Genomic DNA, 25,593 nt, shown 5'->3' with positions numbered 1-25,593 from the left:
TTAGCAAACTAACAGTGTGTGCATTCCCTCGTGCCGAATAACCTCGACGCTCTCCAGATGAACATCAGCAGTGCCATGGTGGTGGCCGCCAGGCATTGGCGGAAGATCTGCCAGACCACGCTGGTCAACTATGGAATTTCCGAAGCCTGCGCCGTCCCGTTGTTGATGATCGGGCGGTTGGGCGAGGGTGTGCGCCAGGTGCAAGTGGCGCAGGCGGCGGGGATGGAGTCGCCGTCGCTGGTGCGCCTGCTCGATCAGTTGTGTCATGCCGGGTTTGTCTGCCGCACCGAAGATGCCCAGGACCGTCGCGCCAAATGCCTGAGCCTGACCGACACCGGCCGTGAGCTGGTGCAAGCGGTGGAGGCGCAACTGGTGCGACTGCGTCATGAGGTGCTCGAAGGCATCGACCAGCGCGATCTGGAGGCTACGCTTCGAGTACTCAGAGCTTTTGAGGCGGCCACTCCGCCAACGGTGATCAATCCGTGAACGGGTTTTTTTCCGGCATGCCTCCGGCGCGGGACTGGTTCTACGGGATCCGCACGTTCGCGGCTTCGATGACCGCGCTGTACATCGCCTTGCTCATGCAGATGCCGCGCCCGTACTGGGCGATGGCCACGGTGTACATCGTTTCCAGCCCTTTCCTCGGGCCGACCAGTTCCAAGGCGTTGTATCGGGCGATCGGCACGTTTCTCGGTGCTGCGGCGGCGGTGTTGTTCGTGCCGATGTTCGTGCAGAGCCCATACGTGCTGGTGGTCATCGCCCTGTGGACGGGGATTTTGTTGTTCCTGTCCCTGCACCTGCGCACCGCCAACAACTACGCGCTGATGCTGGCCGGCTATACCTTGCCGTTGATCGCGCTGCCGGTGGTGGATAACCCGCTGGCGGTGTGGGACGTGGCCGAGTCGCGGACCGAGGAAATCTTTCTCGGCATCGCCGTGGCGGCGGTGGTCGGCGCGATGTTCTGGCCACGGCGCCTGGCACCGGTGTTCAACGACGCCGTGGGCAAATGGTTCGCCGACGCCACGACTTACAGCCTGAAGTTCCTCAGCCGCGATGTGCAGCCCGAAGAGGTCGCAGCCCTGCGCATGGCGATGGTCGGCAGTTTCAACAGCCTGGAATTGATGATCGGCCAGTTGCCGCACGAAGGTGCGCGGCCGCAAACCGTTCGCAACACCAAGGAACTGCGCGGGCGGATGATCCACCTGCTGCCGGTGATCGATGCCCTTGAAGACTCGCTTTACGCCCTCGAACGGCGCACGCCGGAACTGGTGGAACAATTCGCGCCGCTGCTCACCGCGACCCGCGAATGGCTCGGTCACAAAGACGCCGATCTCGAACGCTGGCAAGCCCTGCGGGATCAGCTCGAAGCGCTGCAACCGAGCGCCGAAGCCCTGGAAGATCGCAGACAGTTGCTGTTTTCCAACGCGCTGTATCGCCTCGGCGAGTTCATCGATCTTTGGCAGGACTGTCGCAGCCTGCAGGACGCGATCCTGTGCGAGCGCCAGGACAGCTGGCGCGCGGTCTATCGTCACTGGCGCCTCGGTCGCCTGACGCCGTTTCTCGACCGTGGACTGATGCTGTATTCGGTGGCCTCGACCATCCTGGCGATCATCGTCGCCTCGGTGTTGTGGATCCTGCTGGGCTGGACCGACGGCGGCAGCGCGGTGATTCTGGCGGCGGTGTCGTGCAGTTTCTTCGCCTCGATGGACGACCCGGCGCCGCAGATCTACCGGTTCTTTTTCTGGACCGGGATGTCAGTGCTGTTTGCCAGTCTGTACCTGTTTCTGGTGCTGCCGAACCTGCATGACTTTCCGATGCTGGTGCTGGCATTCGCGGTGCCGTTCATCTGTGTCGGCACCCTGACGGTGCAGCCACGCTTTTACCTCGGCATGCTGCTGACGCTGGTCAACACCTCGTCGTTCATCAGCATCTCGGGCGCTTACGACGCGGACTTCTTTGCCTTCGTCAATTCCAACCTGGCGGGCCCGATGGGGCTGTTGTTCGCGTTTATCTGGACGCTGATCGCCCGGCCGTTCGGTGCTGAACTGGCGGCCAAGCGCCTGACCCGTTTCAGCTGGAAAGACATCGTCAGCATGACCGAACCGGCCAACCTCGCCGAACATCGACAGCTGGGCGTGCAACTGCTCGACCGCCTGATGCAGCACCTGCCGCGTCTGGCGCTGACCGGTCAGGACACCGGCATTGCCATGCGCGAAGTGCGCGTGGGGCTGAACCTGCTCGACTTGCTCGCCTACACACCTCGAGTGACCGGCGCGCCGAATGCGTTGCTCAAGCAAGTGGTGGCAGAGGTTGGCGAGTATTTCCGGGCCTGCCTCAAGGCCGGCGAACGCCTGCCGGCGCCAAGCGCTTTGCTGATGACCATGGATCGCACCCGCCGCGCACTCAACGGCCACGGCGATGAAGAAACCCGACTCAACCTGTTGCACGCCTTGAGCGGCTTGCGCCTGGCGCTGTTGCCCGGCGTGGAATTCGTTTCCAACGCAGAGCCCGAAGAACCGCTGCCCGAAGGAGCGCCCCTATGATCGGTGATCTGGATATCAGCGGCATTTTCCTGCCGACCCTGCTGGTGTTGATGGGCATCACTTATGTGCTGTTTGTTGTGGTACACGGCGTGCTCACGCGCCTGCATTTCTACCGTCTGGTCTGGCACCGGGCATTGTTCAACGTGGCTCTCTACGCCGTGATGCTGTACGGCGTGGATTCACTCAGTCGATACCTGATGACATGAAAAAACCGTTTTTGACCCTCGGTCGCGTCGTCCTGACGCTGCTGATCGTGACTTTCGCCGTCGTCGTGGTCTGGCGCATGGTGATGTATTACATGTACGCGCCCTGGACCCGCGACGGCCACATTCGCGCCGACATCGTGCAGATCGCCCCGGACGTGTCCGGGCTGATCCAGCAGGTCGAAGTGAAGGACAACCAGTTGGTCAAGCGCGGCCAGGTGCTGTTCAGCATCGACCAGGACCGTTTCAAACTGGCGTTGCGCCAGGCCAGGGCGGCGGTCGCTGATCGCGAAGAAACCCTGGCCCAGGCGCAGCGTGAAGCCAAGCGTAACCGTGGTCTGGGCAATCTGGTGCCGGCCGAACAGCTGGAAGAAAGCCTGTCGAAAGTGGCCCGCGCGCAATCGGCGCTGGCCGAAGCACTGGTGGCGGTGGACAGCGCTCAGCTCAACCTCGATCGCTCGGTGATCCGCAGTCCGGTGGACGGCTACGTCAACGACCGTGCGCCACGCTCGCAGGAATTCGTCACCGCCGGGCGTCCGGTGTTGTCGGTGGTCGACAGCAATTCGTTCCACATCGACGGCTATTTCGAAGAAACCAAACTCGACGGCATCCACATCGGTCAGTCGGTGGATATCCGCGTGATCGGCGACCGTGCCCGCTTGCGCGGGCATGTCGAAAGCATCGTCGCCGGTATTGAAGACCGCGACCGTTCGAGCGGCAGCAACCTGCTGCCCAACGTCAACCCGGCGTTCAGCTGGGTGCGTCTGGCGCAACGGATTCCGGTGCGCATTGCCTTCGACGAGGTGCCGGATGACTTCCGCATGATCGCCGGGCGTACCGCGACCGTGTCGATCATCGACGATCAACCGCAGGAGCCTGCGCAATGAACAGGGCCCTGATGGTCGTCGGGCTGGGCATGATGCTGTCGGCCTGCTCGATGGTCGGGCCGGACTACCACGTGCCCGAAGACGCGGCGATCCAGCGCAAGGATTTCCAGGGCGACCTGGCGGTGACCGGCAAACCGGTGGTGTCGGCCCCGGTGCCGGCGGACTGGTGGCGGCTGTATCAGGATCCGCGTCTGGATCAACTGGTGCAGCAGGCCATGGCATCCAACACCGATCTGCGAGTGGCGGCGGCGAACCTGTCGCGGGCCCGGGCGCAGGTCGATGAAGCCGAAGCGGCCGGTGGCTGGAGCGGCGGCGTGAAAATGGGTGCGCAGCGCTTGCAGGAGTCCGGCGAGGCGTTCCTGCTGCCGGAGAAAGTGCCGGTGGCCAATATCGGCGATATCGGTATCAGCGCGTCCTACCAGTTCGACCTGTGGGGCACCCTGCAACGCGGGATCGAAGCGGCCAAGGCCAACGCCGACGCGACCCAGGCCGCTGCCGACACTGCACGCATCACCCTGGTCGCCGACGTGGTGCGGGCCTACACCCAGGTCTGCGCGGCGAATGAGGAACGGGAAATCGCCCAGCATTCCCTCGACCTGCAATCCCAGAGCACCACCCTGATCCAGCGTCTGCGCGATGCCGGCCGTGGTGACGAAACCCAGGTCACCCGTTCGCAGACCCAATTCAAATCCTTGCGCGCCGACATGCCGCGTTATGAGGCGGCGCGTCAGGCCGGGTTGTTCCGTCTGTCGATGCTGCTGGCCAAGCCAGTCGATCAATTACCGGCCGGCACGGCGACCTGCGCCGAGCTGCCGAAAATCGCCCAACTGGTGCCGGTCGGCGATGGCGCTGCGCTGCTCAAGCGCCGGCCGGACATCCGCCAGGCCGAGCGGCGTCTGGCGGCTGCGACTGCTGGAATCGGTATCGCCACCGGCGAGCTGTACCCGGACATCAGTTTCGGCGCGACGATCGGCACCGTCGGCATTCTCGATAACCTTGGCAAACCGTCCACCAACCGCTGGGGTTTCGGCCCGTCACTGAGCTGGAGCGTACCGACCAACGGCGCCCGGGCCCGGATCCGCGAAGCCGAAGCCACGACCCAGGGCGCGTTGGCGCATTTCGACGGCGTGGTGCTCAACGCTATCCGCGAAACCCAGACCGGTCTGTCCCAGTACTCCGCGCTGCTGCAACGCCGCGATGCGCTGGCCGATGCCGAGCAGTCGGCAAAACTGGCAGCGGACCAGACGCACCGCTTCTTCCAGGCCGGCCGCGAGTCGTTCCTCGCCGACCTGCAGGCCACCCGCACCTACACCGATGTCACTGCGCAACTGGCCGCTGCCAACACCCAGGTTGCCATGAGCCAGATCGATTTGTTCCTCGCCCTGGGCGGCGGTTGGGAAAGCGGACGAACGCAAGCCTCGAGCGCCAGCAAACCCTGAGGCCGTTGCTATGCTTTGAAGTATTGAAAGGGCGCCCCGAACCAGGCGCCTTTTCAGTGCACATCGCTAGCGCAGGTCTAGGGGAAACCAATAATGAAAAACCCTTACGCTCTTGGCTTCTGGTGCGCCCTGGTAGCCTTGGTGCTGCTGTCGGCCACCTATTTCTACGGCATCATGCTGGCCCATCAGATCGACAAGGCAATGATCTTCCTCGACAGCATCGTGGCGCTGATCGCGGTCATGGCGATCGTGGTCGTGGCCTCGGCCCTGGTGCAGACCCAGCGACTCAAAAAGCGTCAGCTTGAGCAAAGCAAGACGCTGCTGCTGATCTGGGACACCAAGGTCGCGCTGCGCAAAGTCGAAACCGTGTTCGACCGCTACTTCTGGGGCGGCTACTGGCAGCCGGGGCGCACCTTCGCCGAAGTCATGGGCGAACTCACCGGCACACCGCTGGAAAAAAGCCTCGAAGCCCTGAAAAAACAGTGCCTGGCCCTCGACCGGCAAGTCGCCGACGATGGCTGGCACTGGCTCAACAATGCCCGCGAACTGTCGGACGTCGCCACGGCCATGGCCCGCGAGCGCTATCAACTGGATTTCTGCGACCCGCGCAGCGACGGGCCCGGCGGGGCGGTGATCGACCGGGATTTCGAAGTGCTGGTGTACACCTGGACCGCGCGGCTGAAAAGCTTCGACCATCAGCTTGATGAGATCGAGGTTCAATACTCCTGATCCCGAAAAGATCGCCGAACCCGGCGATCTTTTTGTTTGTCCATGTCTCGTGGACATTCTTTAACCTTTAAACATTGGGCCGCGGCCCACTGCCAGTGCTAATCTCCACCGCTAAATTCAGCGGAGTCGCGCCACGGCCCGGTCACGGGTTCAGGGAAGACGACCACACTTTCAGCCACGGAAATCGATCAGGTCATTCATGAATAAATCAGCAGGCGTGCTTCTCGGAATTGTTGTGGCCATCGGCGCCATCAGCGTCGGCGGGGCCTGGTACACCGGCACCAAAATCGAAGGCGTGCTGAACAATGCCGTCGCCAATGCCAACAGCGAGTTGCAGACCGCCATGGCCGGCTCCAACGGCAGTGCATCGCTGGAACTGGTGTCGCTGGAGCGCGACACCTTCAGCAGCACCGCGCACTATCGCCTCAAGGGCGAGGGCGAAATGTTTGGCGAAGCGCCGGTCGAGCTGTTGTTCGTCGACCACATCGAGCATGGCCCGCTGCCGTTCTCGCGTCTGGTGTCGCTGAAATGGCTGCCGGTCATGGCCACCAGTCACTTTGAGCTGGAAAAGACCCCGATCACCGAAAAGTGGTTCGCTGCCACCAAGGGCGCCGCACCGCTCAAAGGCGTGGTCAACATCGGCTACGACCAGTCGACCACCGGCAATCTCGAACTGCTGCCACTGGAAACGGCGCTGGACGACAAGTCGAACCTGAAGTTTTCCGGCCTGAACATGGACATCTCCGCCAGTGCCCAGGCGCAGAAGGTCAAGGCCAATGGCTACATGGACAGCCTGCACCTGACCACGGTTGCCGAAGATCAGACCCCGGTGCAGATCGAACTCAATGGCCTGACCCTGGCCAGCAACCTTGCCAAGAGCACCTACGGCTACTACACCGGCGAGAACACCCTGGAGTTGACCGCCAGCAAGACCACCTTCGGCGCCAAGCAGTCGGTGCTGGGCGTGAAGAACTTCGAAATGAAGAACCGTACCGAAGAGAACGGCAGCAACGCCTCCGGCCGTGCCGACTACAAGGTCGCTGAAGTGACCCTCAACGACAAGAAGATCGGTTCGGCCAACCTGGCGATGAGTCTGAAAAACCTCGACATCCCGTCGGCGATGTCGCTGATGCAGATCTACCAGACCAAGCTGCAGCCGTACGAGAAAGCCGCTGCCGAAGCCACCGCCGCCGGTCTGCCGGCACCGGAGCTGAACCTGACCGAGGCCGAGTCGACCCAGGTCAAGGCCGACCTGCAGAAACTGCTGGCGGCCGGGCCGCAACTGGCATTGGAAGACCTGTCGCTGAAAACCGCCAATGGCGAAAGCCGGGCGAATCTGGTGCTTGATCTGACCAAACCTGCGTCGATGGACCTGCCACCGGATCAACTGGGCAAACAGTTGATCGCGCTGCTGGACATCAATGTGCTGGTGTCCAAGCCGATGCTGGTCGACCTGCTGAGCGTGCAGGCGCAAATCGATGGTCAGACCGATGCCAAGGCCATCGTCGACCAGGCCAGCGCGGGTGCCGACATGTTCGCCGGCATGGCCGTCGGTTCGCAGTTGGCGACCCTGGATGGCACCAACGTTGTTACCAAGCTGCATTACGCCGCCAATCAGGTGGAATTCAACGGCCAGAAGATGACCGTCGAGCAGTTCGTGGGCTTCCTAATGAGCAAGTTCGGCGGGCTCGAACAGGCTCAGTAAACGCCCCGCGCAACAAGGCAACGCCCGGCCTCTGTACTCGCAGACGCCGGGCGTTTTGCTGTCTGGCATCCGGGTTAACGGTTAGCCGGGACCCGTCATCGTCACGAATCTGAACAATTATTGTGTTCTGAATATTGATCTACGCTTGCGTGCAAGACTGCTTCGATAAGCTTGGCCAGGTGATCTACTTGGCCTCCGTTACGAAATGGGCAAGGGGGGGCACTGCTACCCGGCTGGCCATGTAAGGATGCTGACGAATGCCGCGTATTGATGGTCCTGTATTACATCGTGGTTTACGCCCATTGTTTCGAGTCGCGTTGTGCAGCCAGTTGCTCTGGCCCGTGCTCGCGTTCGCCGACACGACCTACGATCAAATGGTGCTCGACGCCCGGGCCGGGCATTACACGCCCGCGCTGACCGTTTTGCGTCAGGTGCCGCCGGTCCAGGCCACCACCGGGCAGGTCAGCGATCACCTGCAAATCGCCGGTTGGGCCGGGCTCGACGCTGAAGTGGTGCAGGTCTACGAGACCCAGGGTCGTGGCCGCGCACTGCCGATTCAGGCGCTGACTGCCACCGCCCGGGCCTATCGCAACCTCAAGCGCTGGGATCAGGCGATCCAGGTCTACAACACGGCGCTGACGCTGGAGCCGGACAATGCTGACCTGCAACTCGGTCTGGCGCTGACCCAGGCCGACTCCACCAAGCCTGACGAAGGGGTCATCCGCGCCCGCTCGCTGGTCGCCGCCAAACCCGAAGACCCTTCCCGCCGACTGGCGCTGGGCTATGCCCTCAATCGTGCCGGCAAGCCGTACGACGCGCTGTTCGAATACGACCAGGCCTTTGTCCGCGCCGGCAACAAACCGGAAGTCGCCCGCGAATACGTGGTTGCCCTGCAAAAGGCGCGTCTGCCGGAGCCGGCGTTGCGGCTTGCCAGGCAGCGTCCGGGGCTGATCGATTCCGTCACCTTGCGGCGTCTGGAAGGCGATCTGGCCGCCGAACGCGTGCGCCTCGCCGAACTGGCCACCCGCAGCGAAGAAGAACGCTACGTGATCGCCGACCGCGCCCTGGCCGACTACGACCAGTTGCTCGCCACCTGGACCCCGGACGCCAGCGCCCACGATGACGTGACGCGCTGGCGCATCGATCGCATGGGCGCACTCAAGGCCCGGGCGCGCACCGCCGAAGTCATCAGCGAATACCAGAAGCTGCAAGCCGAAGGCGTGAAGATCCCGACCTACGCCCTGCGCTGGGTGGCGGCGGCCTATCTGGATCAGCGCCAGCCGGAAATCGCCACCGATCTTTACCGTCAGGTGCTGGCGGCGCCGGACGCCGATGTCGGTGACCGACTTGAAGACACCACGGCGCTGTATTACTCGCTGCTGGAAAGCGACCGCGCCGAAGAGGCGCGCAAGGTCGCCGAGGATCAGGCCAAGGCGCAGAAGCCGCGTGTCGAACTCAAGGGCCTGCCGATCGGCAACCCTAACGATGAGTGGATGGACGCCCAGCAACTGGCGGCGCAGGCCGGCATCTACGGCTCCGACCTGCCTCACGGCGAAGAGCGCTTGCAGACTCTGGTGGATCAGGCCCCGGGCAACATCGGCCTGCGCCGGGCCCAGGCCGACCTGTACCTGGCCCGCAACTGGCCGCGCCGTGCGGAAAACCAGCTCAAGGAAACCGAAAGCATCGCGCCACGCGACATGGGCCTGGAAGTCGCGCAGGCCCGCACCGCCATGGACTTGCAGGAATGGCGGCAGATGGATGCGCTGACCGATGACGTGGTGGCGCGCTTCCCCGACAACCGTCAGGTCCAGCGTCTGGCCCGTGAACGCGAAGTGCACGACATGTCCGAGCTGCGCGTCGAAGCCTACGGCGGCAAGGCCAACGGCGGCAGCGGTGGCGATGCCGGCGCGGTCTCCGGCAGCCGGGATTTCGGCATCCAGACCACCCTTTACAGCCCGCCGATCGATGAGGATTGGCGGGTGTTCGCCGGGGCGGGATACGCCACTGGCGATTTTGCCGAAGGCACCGGTCACCACCGCTTCCAGCGTGTCGGCCTGGAGCGTCGCACCCGCGACATGACCCTCGAAGCCGAAGTGTCGAATCATTCCTATGGTTTCGGCGACAAGCAGGGCGCGCGTCTGGCGATTGCCCGCGATATCAACGACCACTGGCAATACGGCGGCAGCCTTGAGTATCTCTCGGCCGACACCCCGCTGCGGGCATTGAACAGCGACATCAAGGCCAACGGCGGCAGCGGTTTCATCCGCTGGCGCGCCAACGAGAGCCGTGAGTGGCGCCTGGCGGTCAGCCCGTCGCACTTCAGCGACGGCAACAACCGTGTCGAAGCCTTGCTGACCGGAAAAGAGGGTGTCTACAGCGCGCCGAACCTGCAAGTCGATGCGGGCCTGGAAGTGGGCACCAGCCACAACTCCAAGTCCGATGACGTGCCGTACTTCAACCCGAAGTCGGACCTCAGCGTCATGCCGTTGCTCAACGTCAATCATGTGCTGTACCACCGCTACGAAACGGTCTGGAGCCAACAGTTCCAGGCCGGTGCGGGGACTTACAGCCAGCGTGATCACGGCACCGGCGGCATGGCATTGCTCGGTTACGGCCAGCGCTACGCCTGGAACGACGTGTTCGAGGTGGGCGGTTTGTTCAGCGTGATCAACCGGCCCTACGACGGTGACCGGGAAACCGATCTGCGTCTGCTCGTCGACCTCACTTTCCGCTTCTAGAAGAGTTTGAAGATGCCTTTGATTTCGCGTTTCATCCTTCTGCTGGGAGCGCTGCTGGTCAGCGCCTGCGCCCAGCAAGCCCCGGCCTTCGTGCCGCCGTCCGAGCGACCGCTGGCAGCCAGTGAAAAGCCCTGGCCGAAAAACCACGTGCTGGGCATTGCCTACCACGATGTCGAAGATCGTGATCCCGATCAGGCGGTGGTGGCGGTGCGCACCGAGCGCCTGCTCGAACAGCTCGCCTGGCTGCGGGAGAACAACTACAAACCGGTGACGGTCGATCAGATCATGGCCGCGCGCAAGGGCGGGCCGCCACTGCCGCCCAAGGCGATCCTGCTCAGCTTCGACGACGGTTACGCAAGCTTCTACACCCGTGTGTTGCCGGTATTGCGTGCCTACAACTGGCATGCGCTGCTGGCACCGGTGGGCACCTGGATCGATACGCCGCTGAACCAACCGGTGGATTTCGCCGGGACGCCGCGCCCGCGTTCCGACTTTCTGACCTGGGATCAGGTGCGGGAAATCTCGCAGTCGGGCCTGGTGGAAATCGCCGCCCACACTGACGCCAATCACAAAGGCATCCTTGCCAACCCGCAAGGCAACCTGCAGCCTGCTGCGGCGACTCGACGTTACGATCCAGTGAGCAAACGCTATGAGTCCGAGGCCGATTTCCGAGCGCGAATTCGCACCGACGTGGACGACATCTCGGAAAAAATCCGTAAGGTCACCGGCAAGAAACCGCGCGTGTGGGTCTGGCCATATGGCGCGGCGGATGGCAATTCGCTGACTGTGGTGGGTGAGGAAGGCTACGAAATGGCCCTGACCCTCGACGACGGTCTCGATGCCCTCGACAACCTGATGAGCAGCCCGCGTTTCCTCGTCGCGTCCGACCCTGACGGCGAGCGTTTCGCCAACAGTATCGTCGACGTGCAGTCGGATTTCGTCATGCGCGTGGTGCATGTCGATCTGGACAACGTCTACGACCCGGATCCGGCGCAGCAGGAAATCAACCTCGGCAAGCTGATCCAGCGCATGGCCGACATGGGCGCCAACACGGTGTTCCTGCAAGCCTTCGCCGATCCGAAGGGCGATGGCCTGGTGCATTCGCTGTACTTCCCCAACCGACACTTGCCGGTGCGTGCAGACATTTTTAACCGCGTCGCCTGGCAACTGCGTACCCGCGCTAATGTGAAGGTCTTCGCGTGGATGCCGGTGCTGAGTTTCGGTCTCGACTCGAAGCTGCCGCGAGTCACCCGTTGGGACCCGAAAACCGGCACGTCCTCCATAGACCCGGATCAATACCAGCGCCTGTCGCCATTCGATCCTGAAGTGCGGCGGATCATCGGTGAAATCTACGAAGACGTGGCGCGTCTGACATCGGTCAACGGCATTCTCTATCACGACGACGCAGTGCTCTCGGACTTCGAAGACGCCAGCCCTCAGGCGCTGAAGGCCTATGCCGCCAACGGCTTGCCGGGCTCGATCGCGGCGCTGCGTGACGATCCGGCGGCGATGCAGCGCTGGACGCGCTTCAAGAGCCGCTACCTGATCGACTTCACCAATGAGCTGACCGCCAAGGTGCGCGCGATTCGTGGCCCGCAAGTGCTCACCGCGCGCAACATCTTTGCCGAGCCGGTGCTCAATCCGCACAGCGAAGCGTGGTTCGCGCAGAACCTCGACGACTTCCTCGGGACTTACGACTGGACGGCGCCGATGGCCATGCCACTCATGGAAAAACAGACGTATGCGCAGTCCGGCCCGTGGCTCGAAGAATTGGTGGCGAAGATCAAACAGCGCCCCGGTGCGCTGAATCGCACGGTGTTCGAATTGCAGGCCCGGGACTGGACGAAAAAGGATCAGGCCGACATCGACGGCGCGCAACTGGCCGACTGGATGAGCCGCCTCAAGCGTCAGGGCGCCACCAGTTTCGGCTACTACCCGGACAACTTTCTCGAGAACCTGCCGGACCTGAAAACCGTGCGGCCTGCGCTCTCCAACAAATGGAACCCATGACATGCTGGATAGACTGCTGGCCCTGCTTGTTCTGGCGATCGTCCTCGGCGTCCCGCTGGGGCTGATCTTCCTGGTCACCGGGCAATTCCTGATGGACTTCGTGTTCTTCTACCCGCTGTTCATGTCCGGGTTGTGGATTTCCGGTGGCCTGTATTTCTGGCTGCACTGGGAGCGGCACTGGCCGTGGAAGGACGACACCCTGCCGCCGCCGCTGGAAGGCGAACCGCTGATTTCGATCCTGATTCCTTGCTACAACGAGGGCGACAACGCTGCCGACACCATCCACGCGGCGCTGGCGCAGCATTACCCGAACATCGAAGTCATCGCGATCAACGACGGCTCCAGGGACAACACCGCGCAAGTGCTGGATGCGCTGGCCAAGGAAGATCCGCGACTGCGAGTGCTGCACCTGGCGGAAAACCAGGGCAAGGCCGTGGCCCTGCGCATGGGCGCCATCGCGGCGCGCAGCGAATATCTGGTGTGCATCGACGGCGACGCGCTGCTGGCGCCGAACACCGCCGCTTACCTTGTCGCGCCGATGCTCGACAACGCACGGCTGGGTGCAGTGACCGGCAACCCACGAATCCGCACGCGTTCGACCCTGGTCGGGCGAGTTCAGGTCGGCGAGTTCTCGTCGATCATCGGGCTGATCAAGCGCACCCAGCGGGTGTTCGGGCGGATCTTCACCGTGTCGGGTGTGATCGTCGCGTTCCGCCGCACCGCGCTGAACCGGGTCGGCTACTGGAGCCCGGACATGATCACCGAAGACATCGACATCAGCTGGAAGCTGCAACTCGATCACTGGAGCATCTTCTACGAGCCCCGCGCCCTGTGCTGGATCCTGATGCCGGAAACCCTGCGCGGTCTGTGGAAACAGCGACTGCGCTGGGCCCAGGGCGGCGCCGAAGTGCTGTTCAAGAACATTCGAGGCATCTGGCAGTACCGCCACCGTTACCTGTGGCCGCTGCTGTTCGAATACTGCCTGTCGACCGGTTGGGCGTTCACCTTCCTGTTGTCGGTGATCTTCTGGGCCGTCGGCAAGTTCGTGGTCATGCCTGAAGCGATTGCGGTCGATCACCTGATGCCGCCGGCGTTTACCGGGTTGCTGCTGGCGTTTGTCTGCCTGGTGCAGTTCGCGGTCAGCATCATCATTGACCGACGTTACGAGCCGGGCCTGGGCAGGACCATGTTCTGGGTGGTCTGGTATCCGATCGCGTTCTGGTTCGTCAGCCTGCTGACCACGCTGGTCAGTTTCCCCAAAGTCTTGTTCGGCCAACACCAGAAGCGGGCGCGCTGGGTCAGTCCCGACCGGGGTATCAAGCCGCTCGGGGACGATGAAGAGGAGGTTATCAAATGAAAATCATCCGGACCCGCCAACGACCGTTTCTGGTGGTGGTCGATGCGTTCTTCACCGTTCTGGCCTGGATCGGTCTGCTGTATCTGCTGGCGCGCGGTTTATGGCCGTTGATCGAGACCCACGAAGGCGGGCCGCGCCTCGACAATTCGGCATTCGAAGCCCTCGGCACCTTGCAGATTTACCTGTGGGTGGCGCTGGTCAACGCGGTGATCCTGATTGGCTGGGCGCGCTATCAGCAACGCAAGAGCCGCAGCTTCGCCCAGCGCCGCCTGCCGTCCCCGGTGGTCGATGATGAGGGACTGAGCCGCAGCTTCAAACTGTGCGACGAGCGCTTTCAGAAATTGCGCGGGCCGGGCGTGATGACCATCCACAACGATCAGGACGGCGACGTCAGCCATGTGGTGCCGCACCTGTGGCCGGTCCAGCCGCAAGAGCTGCCACCACCGCTGGCCCCGCTGGAGCATCCTCGGGTGATTTTTCTGCACGCCGAGGATGACGACAACCGCGAGCCGCTGAACCGGATCACCTGACGGCGCGAATCAGCCGCCAGGCTTCATCCATCGGCAGCGGTTGCTTCATGCGCTCGGCCAGCAGGGCCATCGCCCGTTCCTGCTCACAGGCCACCGCCGCCACCACCACGCCCTTGCAACCGAACAGTCCGATAAACGGCGGCTGTTCGGGTTCGCCGATAAATTCGACTTCGTCCCACTGCTCGGCATGACCGAGATAGTCATAGTTGCGGCCGAAATGCCAAGTCCAGAAATACGGCACGTCGAGGTAATGCTCATCGCCACCGAGCAGGTTGGCGGCGGCGATCCGCGCGTGCTGCTGGGCCAGGCGCCAGTGCTCGATACGTTGTGGCTGGCCGTTCAACGGGAAAGTGGCGATGTCGCCAATCGCCCACAGACCGTCGGCGACACGCAGGCCGGCATCGACTCGCAAAGATTGATCCTCCTCGCGCGGCAGGTCACCGAAGGCTTCGGTGGCCGGGTGTACACCGATTCCCGCCAATACCAGATCCGCCGACAGGCGCAGGCCGTTGTCGAGCAACACCGCCTCAACCTTGCCGTCGCCGGTGATCTCCCTGGCTTGGTGATCGGTGATGAATGTCACCCCGTATTCCTCATGCAGCGCCCGGATCGCCTTGCCGACGGCTTCACCGAACTGCGCCGCGAAGGGAATTGCGTGACGCGCCAGCACCGTCACCTCGAGCCCGTGCTGGCGCAGGGCCGAAGCGCATTCAAGGGCAATGAAGCTGTCGCCGATGATCACCGCGCGCTGGCCGGGTTGGGCGGCGTCCATGATGGATTGCGCCTGGGCTTTGCAGCGCAGGACAAACACCTGGGGCAGGTCGGCGCCGGGTAACTCCAGTGCGTTCGGTGTTGCGCCGGTGGCCAGCACCGCCGCGCTGTAATTCAGTGTGCGGCCATCGCTCAGGTGAAGGGTTTTGGTTTCGGCATCGAGCCCGGTGACCTCACCTGAAACCCGGTTGATGTGCTGTTCACGGTAAAAATCCTCGTCGCGCAGAGGCGGGGTTTCCGGCGGCGGCATTTCCCCGGACAGGACGAATTTGCTCAGCACCGTGCGGTCGTAGCCGGCGTCCGGTTCGCGGTCGATCAGTACGATCCGTCCGCCAAAGCCTTTCTCCCGCAGGGCGGCGGCGCAGGCCGTTCCCCCGGCACCGGCGCCGACGATGACAAAGGTGCGTGGATCGTCCTGGGGCGGGGTGTGCGGATCCGGCAGCGGCTGGTCATCGACCCATACCTCGTCGCCGCGCAGTTCCAGCGGATAACGCTTGAGGCTGTCCAGCGCTGGCGGCTCGCACAAGGCGCCATCCTCAGCGCGAAAGGCTGCCTTGTGCCACGGGCAGATCAGCCGGCCGTGACACAGGGCGCCTTCCGCCAGCGGTGCGCCGGCGTGCGGGCATTGCCCCTGAAAGGCGCGCAACTGGCCGGCGACGCGCAGCAGGACGATCTTGCAGTCGCCGATCTGCACCTCCAGGCCACGGTCTTCAGGCACATCGGCGAAACGGGCGACACGGTGCAGGGACATGTTCGTGCTCCTCACAGGCATTTCTCTTACGAGTTTGCGCCGCAATGCGAGGTTCAGCCATTTCCCACTGCCACGGCACGAACGGTACGGCTATAGTTTGCAGGCCGACGAAGGCCCAACTGCACAAGGTGCTCCCGGAATGACCCGATTGACCTCTCTCAACCCTTGGCTGGCGGCCGTTGCCGTCGCCCTTTGCGTGCAGTTTCCGGCGCAGGCCCAGGAGCGTTTCACCCTCAGCATTCCCGGCGTGTCGGATAACCGCCTGTTCACCTCGGCGGCGGCCAGCGATGCAGCCGGTTGCGGCGGCAAGAACCAGTCGCCGGCCCTGAGCTGGAATGCCGGCCCGAGCGGAACCCTGAGCTACGCCATCGTCATGCACGATCCGGACGGCCAGAAAGGTGCGGGTGTCGATCACTGGATTCACTACGGCATCAAGGCCACGACCCGGCAGATTCCGGCCGGTGTCGGCGCCAAATCGGCCCTCGACGGCGTCGGTGGCACCAACAGCAAAGGCACTACCAACTACGTCGGCCCGTGCCCGCCGGTGGGCGACAGCGCGCACCACTACATCATTCAGCTCTACGCCCTGGATCTGGCTCCGGACGCCTTGCCCGCCGGTCTGACCCGCGCCCAGCTGATGGAAAAAATCAAAGGCCACGTGCTGCGCAACAGCAGTGTGGTACGGCGTTATCACCGCTGAAAAAATTTTTGGCGAGGTTTAACCCGAACCGAAAGGACTGCCCGTCTCAGGGGATGAATGGATCAATTCTTCCCCGAGGTCAGCCCCATGTCCCTTCCTTCCACGCTTCTGCGCCCCCTTGCTGCCAGTGTGTTGCTGGTGGTTGCCGGTTGCGGTGTTTCCTCCAGCCCGGAAACCACCGTCGCGCCGCCTCCGGCGCAGACCGAACTGAAATCTTCCGTGCAACCTGAAGCGGTCATGGCCGATAGTGCGATGGCCAAGCGCAGTGCACTGGCGGCGCCGATCGCCCGTTTTGCACCGCTGCCGGCCGGTGAAAGTTATCCACAGGGCTATCGCGATGAACAGCGCGAGCAGTACGCCAACCTGGCTGACAACCCGATCCACAGCGTCGCCGAAACTCCGGTCTCGACCTTCAGCGCCGACGTCGACACCGGCGCCTACGCCAATGTGCGGCGGCTGCTCAACCAGGGTCGCCTGCCGCCGGAAGGTGCGGTGCGGCTGGAAGAGATGGTCAATTACTTCCCCTACGACTACGCACTGCCGAGCGATGGCTCGCCCTTCGGCGTGACCACCGAACTCGCCGCCTCACCGTGGAACCCGCACACCCGCTTGCTGCGCATCGGCATCAAGGCCTCCGACCGTGCGGTGGCGGAACTGGCCCCGGCCAATCTGGTGTTTCTGGTGGATGTCTCCGGCTCAATGGACCGCCCCGAAGGCTTGCCGCGGGTCCAAAGCACCCTGAAATTGCTGGTCGATCAATTGCGCGAGCAGGACCGGGTGGCGCTGGTGGTGTATGCCGGCGAATCCAGAGTGGTGCTGGAGCCGACTTCCGGACGGGAAAAAGCGAAAATTCGCACAGCCATCGACCAATTGACCGCCGGTGGCTCGACCGCTGGCGCTTCAGGCATCGAGCTGGCTTACCAGATGGCGCAGCAGGCGTTCATTCCCAACGGCATCAACCGCATCCTGTTGGCCACCGACGGCGACTTCAACGTCGGCATCAGCGATTTCGACAGCCTGAAACAAATGGCTGTGGATAAACGCCAGACCGGCATTTCCCTGACCACCCTGGGTTTCGGTGTGGATAACTACAATGAACACCTGATGGAGCAACTGGCCGATGCCGGTGACGGCAACTACGCCTACATCGACAACCTGCGCGAAGCGCGCAAGGTACTCGTGGACCAACTCGGTTCGACCCTCGCCGTGGTGGCGAAGAACGTCAAGTTGCAGGTCGAGTTCAACCCGGCGCAGGTCAGTGAATACCGGCTGCTCGGCTACGAAAACCGCGCATTGAAGCGTGAGGATTTCAGCAATGACAAGGTCGATGCCGGAGAGATCGGTGCGGGACATACGGTGACGGCGCTGTATGAAATTGTCCCAACAGGCGAGAAGGGCTGGCTGGAGCCGCTGCGCTATGGAAAAACCGACGCGGTGATTTCCGACAAGCAAGGAGAATTGGCAATGCTGCGTGTGCGATATCAAAAGCCTGAGGGTGGGAAAAGTCTGCTGATCGAGCGGCTGATTGCCCGTCAGGTGGCGTCCGCCAGTAAAGACCTGCGTTTCGCTGCCGCCGTCGCTGCGTTTTCCCAGCAACTCAAGGACAGCCGCTACACCGGCGATTTCAGCCTCAAGGACACCGAAGCCCTGGCACGAGGCGCCCGTGGTGATGACCGTTACGGCCTGCGCAATGAGTTCGTGCAACTGGTGGAGCTTGCGCAGAGCCTGCGTGCCTCCACCGCCTCCAACGGAATGTCCACTGAGCGACGGATTGAATAGTGAGCCGCCTCAAAGGCTTCATCACACAGCTGTTTGCTTCCGCCGACAGCCTTGAGGCCAGTAGCGACGAATCGCTGCTGGCCCGTTATCGCGAGGGTGACGGCAGGGCGTTCAAGATCCTGTACGCGCGCCATCGCCAGCCTCTTTACCGGTTTCTGCTCGGTTTGAGCGGCAAACCGGAACTGGCCGACGAGGTTTACCAGGAGACCTGGCTGAGCCTGATCCGCAGTGCCAGTCAGCCACAAGGCCGGGCGACTTTTCGTACGTGGTTGTTCCAGATTGCCCGCAATCGCCTGATCGACCACTGGCGCAAGCACGGCGCCCGGCAACCGTTGCATGACCGCTATGACGAACAGATCCACGCCGTCAGCGACGACGCCTCCGATCCGGAACAACTGCTCAACCTCAGCCGCGACAGCCAGCGCCTGGAGAGCGCCCTGCAAGCTTTGCCCGCCGACCAGCGCGAAGTGTTCCTGCTGCGCGCCCATGGCGATCTCGACCTGGCGCAAATCGCCAGCCTCACTGAAACACCGCTGGAAACCGTCAAGAGCCGCTTGCGCTACGCCCAGCAAAAACTGCGTCGGCTGCTGGCCGAGGAGGTACTGACATGACGGACGCCCGCCCAACACCCGAAGAACAAGTGCTCAAGCACGTGCGCGAACAGCACAACGCTGAACCGCCAGCGCATCTCGACGCCCTGATCCTCAACGCCGCCCGCCGTGAAACCCCGGCGCCACGGCAGAGCCTGTGGCAACGCTGGCTCAAGGCCTGCCAGACACCGCGCTATCAAGTGGCTTTTGCCAGTCTGGTCGGCATCGCGCTGATGCTGGCGCTGGTGCAACGCACGCCCGAACCCGTGGCGCAATTCGATTTCGCCCCCGTTACCAGACCGGCTGCGCCCGTGGCCCGGCAGGAGGCGCGATCGTTGTCGGCCCCCGCCAGCGCGCTTTCCGCGCCGATGGCGGAAATGGCGGCGCCGATGCAGAGCGAATCGATCAGCGCCGACACGGCGGAGGAAGCCAAGGTCAGCAAACGCGCCGCCGCCCCGGTCAACGGTCTCGACGCGCAACTTCGCGAGGTCCTGCGCCTGCGCGAGTCCGGCCAGTCGCAAGCGGCCGACACCCTGTTCAACAACCTGCACAAGCGCTACCCGAACGTGAATCTCGACCTGCGGCTGGAAAAAATCCGCAAGAACTGACCGTATGAGCCATCCGCCATTTGGCATTGATCCGCAAAAACGCGCACTATCGGGTCATTGCCGATGCGCTGGAGGATGCCGTGGCCCAAAAAATCGACCGCATCGCCCAAATGCTCAACTGCCCGGTCAAGGGTGAGGAACTGCGGCGGGCAGTGACGGAGAGTCGCAAGGAGTTTCTTCTGGCCAAACAGGCCGAAGAGGATCTGGAGCAAGACGTTCTCGATGATGAGTTGATCGAGGATGAAGAAGACGATGATGAATATGACGAGTTTGACTGGACGACGGAGTGAGTCGCCCGTCGGCACGCACAAAAAAGCCCCGGACCATCACAGTCCGGGGCTTTCTCGTTTAAATCAATGGCGCACCAGGCGGGATTCGAACCCACGACCCCTGCCTTCGGAGGGCAGTACTCTATCCAGCTGAGCTACTGGTGCAGCGGGCGACATCATACCTAGGTCGGCTCGGGGCGTCCATGCCGGGTTTTGGCGTGGATTGTCAGTGCACGTGTCGGTTAGAAGACCCTGCATTCCATAAAGCTGTAACGTCCTGCAAAAGGCTCGCTTGGCGCGTTGGGGAGGCTGTTCTATGGTTTCTCTGCCATCGGGGCTGTTGGTACGTTGATCTGAAATGTTCAGCAAAAGCGGCGTTTTTGTTCTTTTTTTCGAACGCCCTATTGTCCTTCAACCCCTTTGAACCTAGGATTCGTTTGAGATTTCAAACGCTCCTGATCAAGGTGCTGAGCCGCACGCGTTTTGAGTCGTGCGCTATTCATGTGCCAGCCCGGTGAATGATTTCCCTGACGGCAGCCTCGCGAGGCGCCTTTCTACAATCATAATTTTGCTCCGCGCCTTGCGCGGTGCTGTTAAGGAAAGCCGACATGCAGCTTAAAGACACCCAGTTGTTCCGCCAGCAAGCCTTTATAGACGGCGCATGGGTCGACGCGGACAACGGTCAGACGATCAAGGTCAACAACCCGGCCACCGGCGAGATTCTGGGCACCGTGCCGAAGATGGGCGCTGCCGAAACCCGCCGTGCCATCGAAGCCGCCGACAAGGCGCTGCCGGCCTGGCGTGCACTGACCGCCAAGGAGCGTGCAGGCAAGCTGCGTCGCTGGTTCGAGCTGATGATCGAGCACCAGGACGACCTCGCTCGCCTGATGACCCTCGAGCAGGGCAAGCCACTGGCCGAAGCCAAGGGCGAAATCGTGTACGCCGCTTCGTTCATCGAGTGGTTCGCCGAAGAAGCCAAGCGCATCTACGGTGATGTGATTCCGGGCCACCAGCCGGACAAGCGCCTGATCGTGATCAAGCAACCGATCGGCGTGACCGCCGCCATCACCCCGTGGAATTTCCCGGCGGCGATGATCACCCGTAAAGCAGGTCCTGCGCTGGCCGCCGGTTGCACCATGGTGCTCAAGCCGGCTTCGCAAACGCCGTTCTCCGCATTCGCTTTGGCCGAACTGGCCCAGCGCGCCGGCATCCCCAAAGGAGTGTTCAGCGTGGTGTCCGGCAGCGCCGGCGACATCGGCAGCGAGCTGACCAGCAACCCGATCGTGCGCAAACTGTCCTTCACCGGCTCGACCGAAATCGGTCGTCAACTGATGTCGGAATGCGCCAAGGACATCAAGAAAGTCTCGCTGGAACTGGGCGGCAATGCGCCGTTCATCGTGTTCGACGACGCGGACCTGGATAAGGCCGTCGAAGGCGCGATCATTTCCAAGTACCGCAACAACGGCCAGACCTGCGTCTGCGCCAACCGTCTGTACATCCAGGATTCGGTCTACGACGCGTTCGCCGAGAAGCTGAAAGTGGCAGTCGCCAAGCTGAAGATCGGCAACGGTCTGGAAGAAGGCACCACCACTGGCCCGCTGATCGACGAGAAAGCCGTGGCCAAGGTGCAAGAGCACATCGCTGACGCCGTGAGCAAAGGCGCAACCGTTCTGGCCGGTGGCAAGCCGATGGAAGGCAACTTCTTCGAGCCGACCATCCTGACCAACGTGCCGAAAGATGCGGCGGTGGCCAAGGAAGAAACCTTCGGTCCGCTGGCGCCACTGTTCCGCTTCAAAGACGAAGCCGAGGTGATCGCGATGTCGAACGACACCGAGTTCGGTCTGGCCTCGTACTTCTACGCTCGCGACCTGGGCCGTGTGTTCCGTGTGGCTGAAGCCCTGGAATACGGCATGGTCGGCGTCAACACCGGGCTGATCTCCAACGAAGTCGCGCCGTTCGGCGGCATCAAGGCTTCGGGCCTGGGCCGTGAAGGCTCCAAGTACGGCATCGAAGATTACCTGGAAATCAAATACCTCTGCCTGGGCATCTAAGCCTCGGTAGAAGATCGCTGTAAACGCAAAGGGCACGAGAGCGCTGTCCCTTTGCGTCGTTTCAAACCGGAATTTTCTCTGCGGCCGGGAACGCCGTGGCAGTCGATCATCGCATGCTGCCACCGCCGATTCCTCCCGCTTCATCCTTGAACCACGCCGCCCGATGAGCGGCGAATGAGGACTGTAATGAGCAAGACTAACGCTGATTTGATGGCCCGCCGTACCGCTGCTGTTCCACGGGGTGTTGGCCAGATTCACCCGATCTTCGCCGAGTCCGCGAAGAACGCGACCGTGACCGACGTTGAAGGTCGCGAGTTCATCGACTTCGCTGGCGGTATCGCCGTACTGAACACCGGCCACGTGCACCCGAAAATCATCGCCGCCGTGACCGAGCAGTTGAACAAGCTGACCCACACCTGCTTCCAGGTGCTGGCCTACGAGCCGTACGTCGAGCTGTGCGAGAAAATCAACGCGCGCGTACCGGGCGACTTCGCCAAGAAAACCCTGCTGGTGACCACCGGTTCCGAAGCCGTTGAAAACGCCGTGAAAATCGCCCGTGCCGCCACTGGCCGCGCTGGCGTGATCGCGTTCACCGGCGCTTACCACGGTCGCACCATGATGACCCTGGGCCTGACCGGTAAAGTCGTGCCTTACTCGGCCGGCATGGGCCTGATGCCAGGCGGCATCTTCCGTGCGCTGTACCCGAACGAACTGCACGGTGTGAGCATCGATGACTCGATCGCTTCCATCGAGCGCATCTTCAAGAACGACGCCGAGCCGAAAGACATCGCCGCGATCATCATCGAGCCTGTGCAGGGTGAAGGTGGTTTCTACGTCGCGCCGAAAGAATTCATGAAGCGTCTGCGTGCCCTGTGCGACCAGCACGGCATCCTGCTGATCGCTGACGAAGTGCAGACCGGCGCTGGCCGTACCGGCACGTTCTTCGCCATGGAACAGATGGGCGTTGCCGCCGACCTGACCACTTTCGCCAAATCCATCGCTGGTGGCTTCCCGCTGGCCGGTGTCTGCGGCAAGGCCGAATACATGGACGCCATCGCGCCAGGTGGCCTGGGCGGCACCTACGCGGGTAGCCCGATCGCTTGCGCCGCGGCCCTGGCCGTGATGGAAGTGTTCGAAGAAGAAAAACTGCTGGACCGTTGCAAGGCTGTCGGCGAGCGTCTGGTTACCGGCCTGAAAGCCATCCAGGCCAAGTACCCGGTGATCGGCGAAGTCCGTGCCCTGGGCGCCATGATCGCGGTCGAGCTGTTCGAAAACGGCGACAGCCACAAGCCAAACCCGACCGCCGTCGCGGCTGTCGTGGCCAAGGCGCGTGACAAGGGCCTGATCCTGCTGTCCTGCGGCACCTACGGCAACGTTCTGCGCGTCCTGGTACCGCTGACCTCGCCGGACGAGCAACTGGACAAAGGCCTGGCGATCATCGAAGAGTGCTTCTCGGAGCTGTAATCCGTAGTTCCGCGTGATCGGATCGACAAAAAGCCCGCTTCGGCGGGTTTTTTCATGCCGGGGAAAACACCTGCGCGGTTTTCAGGTTGTACCGAAACGCCAGCATTGGCTAAGGTTCTAGCATTGCAAGGGAGAGCGAGCATGACGGCCGTCGATTTACCCGCTGTACCGAGAGTCCTGATTGCCGAGGCCGACCCGTGGTCTCGTGACCTGCTCAAACAAGTGTTGCTGAACGTGCGCTGCGATGCGCGGCTGGACCTGTGCGCCGATGGCCAGGAGGCAATGACGCTGCTCAGCGAAGTGCCCTATGACCTGGCGATCGTCGACTGGGAGTTGCCCGGCGTCGATGGCTTGAGCGTGTTGCGCAGTGTCCGTCAGCGCAAACGCAATCCGCCGCTGCCGTTCATTCTGATGAGCAGCCGCAATGACAGCGCCAGTGTGCGCGAAGCCTTGCCGCTGGCGCCGACTGCTTATCTTGCCAAACCCCTGAACATGGAAAGCCTGACCGAGCGTTTGCAGGGATTGCTGCTGAACGCCGGCGAAGAAGTGTTCTGCGAAGTACCGGCGCTGGCGCCGGGCATGACGCTGTCGGTGTTCCTCGAGCGCCGCCGCGAGCAGGCCGACGGCGCGCCGCTGATGACTGACGTGCAAGTGGCGGTCAAGCGCAGCCTCAATCCCAACGGGCTGGACCTGAAGCTGCTGGAAGAGGAAATCCGCACCGATCCGCAGATCACCGCCGTGTTGATCGCTGCCGCCAACAGCGCCGCCCAGCACCACGGTTCGCCCGTGCAGACCCTGGCGCAGGCGCTGCATCGCCTCGGTACCGGGCAAAGCATGAACCTGATCCTTGGCCTGGCACTCAAGCGCAGCGCTCGACTCAGTGATCCCGGCCTGGCCGACTACGCCGAGCGCTATTGGGACCTGTCGCTGCACACCGCCGAGTACGCCCGCACGCTGGCACGGCTGCTCGATCTGGATCAGGAACGTTGCTACTGCGCCGGAATGCTTCATCGCCTCGGCGATCTGGCGTTGCTGCGTTGTCTGCAGGAGTGGAAGCAGGCCGGCGGCGAGCTGGATGAGCTGGAGGAGATCGGCGATGCGCTGGCCGAATTCGGTGCGGCCTATGGTTCGGCGTTGCGTACTCGCTGGCGCCTGCCGCTGGAGTTGCGTGAGTTGATTGCCTCGGTCTACCAGCTCGGTGGCGGGGTGTATTCCCGCGAGGCGCTGGTGATGAACATGGCGGCGCAGATGGCGCGGCTGACCGAGCATGAGGGCGTCGAGGAACTGGCCAAGAGCCGTACGGCGCGGTTGCTCAAGATCGGCTTGCCGGAGCTGATGCGAATGCGCAAATAGCGGCTTGATTGCGCATCCGCTCCGGAATCAGGCGGAAATGATCCGGTTCTTGCCCTGCCGCTTGGCCTCGTACATTGCCGCGTCCGCACGGGCGAACAGGGTGTCGAGGCTTTCGTCTTCCGGGGTGAGGCTGGTCAGGCCCTGGCTGACGGTGATGCCGAACGTTTGTTCACCGTGATTGAAGCTCAGCCGTTGGATTTCCCGTTGCAGCCGTTCGGCCACCTGCATGGCCATGTCCGGCGCGCAGCCCGGAAAAACTGCAGCGAATTCCTCACCGCCAATCCGTCCGAACAGGTCTCCCCGGCGCAAGGAGGCTCGCCCGCATTCGGCGATCCGTTGCAGCACGTTGTCGCCTTCAGGATGGCCGTACGTGTCGTTGATCACTTTGAAATCATCGATGTCCATCAGCAGGAACGCCATTTGCGCGCCTTGCAGGCGGGCTTGTGCAAACTCCCTATGGGCGCATTCGAAGAAGTGCCGGCGATTGCTGCTCTGGGTCAGCACGTCGGTGGTGGCCAGGCGTTGCAGCTCGGTTTCCATTTGCTTCTTGTCGGTGATGTCTTCGGCAATGCCGACGATGATCACCGGTTGCCCCGGTTCGTCCTGCCGGTTGATGAAGCACTTGTCGCTGATCCAGCGCACCTGGTTGTCGGCGGCGATGATCCGGTATTCGCGGTCCTCCACGGCGCCTTTGTGCAGCACTTCGGCGAGGCTGCGTTCGGCGTATTCCAGATCGTCCGGGTAGATGCTGTCGCGCCACTGGTTGTAGTCGGCCAGCAACAGGGCGGCGGAGCGGCCGAAGATCCGTTCGTAGGCAGGGCTGACGTACAGCACCTGACGGGTTTCCCAGTTGAAGGCCCAAAGCACGGCGTTGACGCTGACCAGCAGCGAGCTGAACAGTTGCTCGCGTTCGCTCAGGCGGGCGACTTCGCCCTGGGCGTGCATCAATGCCATCAGGGTTTGCGCGGCCTCGGGCCACTGGGGAGGGGATAAGTCTTTTTGATTGTTGTTGACCATCGACACGAATCTCAAAGGGCGTGCCGATCAATCGACAACGGCCACGGGAAAACCCGCCGGGGGTGGCGAAGTGTCTTTGAGATAGGGGATCGAGGGTGA

At 62.7% G+C, this 25,593-nt stretch carries 21 protein-coding genes and 1 tRNA gene; 19 read left to right on the top strand and 3 right to left on the bottom strand.

Translation table 11 applies throughout. The features are described 5' to 3' along the window. Nucleotides 1-57: 57 nt before the first annotated feature. From ACKJSM_RS16270 to pgaD, 11 genes are all read left to right on the top strand, one after another. Complete coding sequence (locus ACKJSM_RS16270; protein ID WP_011331882.1) at nt 58-486, top strand: MarR family winged helix-turn-helix transcriptional regulator; 429 nt, start codon at nt 58-60, stop codon at nt 484-486. Then, complete coding sequence (locus ACKJSM_RS16265) at nt 483-2,543, top strand: FUSC family protein (RefSeq protein ID WP_410238264.1); 2,061 nt, start codon at nt 483-485, stop codon at nt 2,541-2,543. Before ACKJSM_RS16270 ends, ACKJSM_RS16265 begins: the two co-directional genes overlap by 4 nt. Beyond that, nucleotides 2,540-2,749 carry a DUF1656 domain-containing protein gene (locus ACKJSM_RS16260; RefSeq protein ID WP_236181415.1) on the top strand — a complete coding sequence of 70 codons (210 nt, stop codon included), beginning with the start codon at nt 2,540-2,542 and terminating at the stop codon, nt 2,747-2,749. The genes ACKJSM_RS16265 and ACKJSM_RS16260 overlap by 4 nt, the downstream gene beginning before the upstream one ends. Further along, nucleotides 2,746-3,633, top strand: coding sequence for an efflux RND transporter periplasmic adaptor subunit (locus ACKJSM_RS16255; protein ID WP_410238263.1), 888 nt, complete (start codon nt 2,746-2,748; stop codon nt 3,631-3,633). Before ACKJSM_RS16260 ends, ACKJSM_RS16255 begins: the two co-directional genes overlap by 4 nt. After that, nucleotides 3,630-5,072, top strand: a complete 1,443-nt coding sequence (locus ACKJSM_RS16250) for an efflux transporter outer membrane subunit (protein WP_410238262.1) — start codon at nt 3,630-3,632, stop codon at nt 5,070-5,072. Before ACKJSM_RS16255 ends, ACKJSM_RS16250 begins: the two co-directional genes overlap by 4 nt. Nucleotides 5,073-5,165: 93 nt before the next feature. Then, a complete protein-coding gene (locus ACKJSM_RS16245; protein WP_236181412.1) occupies nt 5,166-5,801 on the top strand; it encodes an NADH:ubiquinone oxidoreductase subunit N in 636 nt (211 codons plus the stop codon). 199 nt (nt 5,802-6,000) lie between these two features. Further along, nucleotides 6,001-7,506 carry a YdgA family protein gene (locus ACKJSM_RS16240; protein WP_410238261.1) on the top strand — a complete coding sequence of 502 codons (1,506 nt, stop codon included), beginning with the start codon at nt 6,001-6,003 and terminating at the stop codon, nt 7,504-7,506. Between the two features lie 257 nt (nt 7,507-7,763). Further along, entirely contained in the window at nt 7,764-10,244 is a 2,481-nt protein-coding gene (pgaA, locus tag ACKJSM_RS16235; RefSeq protein ID WP_410238260.1) for a poly-beta-1,6 N-acetyl-D-glucosamine export porin PgaA, read from the top strand. A 12-nt stretch (nt 10,245-10,256) separates the two neighbouring features. After that, entirely contained in the window at nt 10,257-12,254 is a 1,998-nt protein-coding gene (gene pgaB / locus ACKJSM_RS16230; RefSeq protein WP_410238259.1) for a poly-beta-1,6-N-acetyl-D-glucosamine N-deacetylase PgaB, read from the top strand. Between the two features lies 1 nt (nt 12,255). Next, entirely contained in the window at nt 12,256-13,611 is a 1,356-nt protein-coding gene (gene pgaC / locus ACKJSM_RS16225) for a poly-beta-1,6-N-acetyl-D-glucosamine synthase (RefSeq protein ID WP_339489177.1), read from the top strand. Then, the gene (gene pgaD, locus ACKJSM_RS16220; RefSeq protein WP_410238258.1) at nt 13,608-14,141 is read left to right on the top strand and encodes a poly-beta-1,6-N-acetyl-D-glucosamine biosynthesis protein PgaD; all 534 of its coding nucleotides are present in this window, start codon (nt 13,608-13,610) and stop codon (nt 14,139-14,141) included. The genes pgaC and pgaD overlap by 4 nt, the downstream gene beginning before the upstream one ends. On the opposite strand, the gene ACKJSM_RS16215 is transcribed toward pgaD, so the two are convergent. Beyond that, nucleotides 14,134-15,663 carry an FAD-dependent oxidoreductase gene (locus tag ACKJSM_RS16215; RefSeq protein WP_410238257.1) on the bottom strand — a complete coding sequence of 510 codons (1,530 nt, stop codon included), beginning with the start codon at nt 15,661-15,663 and terminating at the stop codon, nt 14,134-14,136. The two genes, pgaD and ACKJSM_RS16215, sit on opposite strands and share 8 nt — an antisense overlap. A gap of 139 nt (nt 15,664-15,802) precedes the next feature. On the opposite strand from ACKJSM_RS16215, the gene ACKJSM_RS16210 reads away from it, so the two are divergent. The 5 genes from ACKJSM_RS16210 to ACKJSM_RS16190 all read left to right on the top strand — a co-directional run bounded on the left by ACKJSM_RS16210 (nt 15,803) and on the right by ACKJSM_RS16190 (nt 19,630). Further along, nucleotides 15,803-16,363, top strand: a complete 561-nt coding sequence (locus ACKJSM_RS16210; protein WP_236181405.1) for a YbhB/YbcL family Raf kinase inhibitor-like protein — start codon at nt 15,803-15,805, stop codon at nt 16,361-16,363. Between the two features lie 87 nt (nt 16,364-16,450). Further along, nucleotides 16,451-18,142, top strand: a complete 1,692-nt coding sequence (locus tag ACKJSM_RS16205) for a vWA domain-containing protein (RefSeq protein ID WP_410238256.1) — start codon at nt 16,451-16,453, stop codon at nt 18,140-18,142. 29 nt (nt 18,143-18,171) lie between these two features. After that, on the top strand, nt 18,172-18,753 hold the full coding sequence (locus ACKJSM_RS16200) for an RNA polymerase sigma factor (protein ID WP_410238293.1): 582 nt from the start codon (nt 18,172-18,174) through the stop codon (nt 18,751-18,753). Next, on the top strand, nt 18,750-19,340 hold the full coding sequence (locus ACKJSM_RS16195) for a hypothetical protein (protein WP_410238255.1): 591 nt from the start codon (nt 18,750-18,752) through the stop codon (nt 19,338-19,340). Before ACKJSM_RS16200 ends, ACKJSM_RS16195 begins: the two co-directional genes overlap by 4 nt. A gap of 20 nt (nt 19,341-19,360) precedes the next feature. Continuing rightward, on the top strand, nt 19,361-19,630 hold the full coding sequence (locus tag ACKJSM_RS16190) for a hypothetical protein (protein WP_236181402.1): 270 nt from the start codon (nt 19,361-19,363) through the stop codon (nt 19,628-19,630). 67 nt (nt 19,631-19,697) lie between these two features. Here ACKJSM_RS16190 and ACKJSM_RS16185 read toward each other — a convergent pair. Next, a tRNA-Arg gene (locus ACKJSM_RS16185) sits at nt 19,698-19,774 on the bottom strand. 443 nt (nt 19,775-20,217) lie between these two features. Here ACKJSM_RS16185 and gabD point away from each other — a divergent pair. From gabD to ACKJSM_RS16170, 3 genes are all read left to right on the top strand, one after another. Continuing rightward, nucleotides 20,218-21,660: an NADP-dependent succinate-semialdehyde dehydrogenase gene (gene gabD, locus ACKJSM_RS16180; RefSeq protein ID WP_064592619.1), complete on the top strand. Its 1,443-nt coding sequence runs from the start codon at nt 20,218-20,220 to the stop codon at nt 21,658-21,660. A gap of 186 nt (nt 21,661-21,846) precedes the next feature. Continuing rightward, entirely contained in the window at nt 21,847-23,124 is a 1,278-nt protein-coding gene (gene gabT / locus ACKJSM_RS16175) for a 4-aminobutyrate--2-oxoglutarate transaminase (protein WP_085684283.1), read from the top strand. Between the two features lie 141 nt (nt 23,125-23,265). Beyond that, complete coding sequence (locus ACKJSM_RS16170; RefSeq protein WP_236181399.1) at nt 23,266-24,477, top strand: response regulator; 1,212 nt, start codon at nt 23,266-23,268, stop codon at nt 24,475-24,477. Between the two features lie 27 nt (nt 24,478-24,504). Here the strand turns inward: ACKJSM_RS16170 and ACKJSM_RS16165 are convergent, their stop codons facing one another. Then, the gene (locus ACKJSM_RS16165; protein ID WP_236181398.1) at nt 24,505-25,494 is read right to left on the bottom strand and encodes a GGDEF domain-containing protein; all 990 of its coding nucleotides are present in this window, start codon (nt 25,492-25,494) and stop codon (nt 24,505-24,507) included. Nucleotides 25,495-25,593: the final 99 nt, after the last annotated feature.

It is taken from the genome of Pseudomonas sp. PHC1 (genome assembly GCF_046487845.1).
GTDB lineage: Bacteria > Pseudomonadota > Gammaproteobacteria > Pseudomonadales > Pseudomonadaceae > Aquipseudomonas > Aquipseudomonas sputi.
The sequence above is the reverse complement of the archived record's forward strand: the minus strand, read 5'-3'. Positions and strand labels throughout refer to the sequence as shown.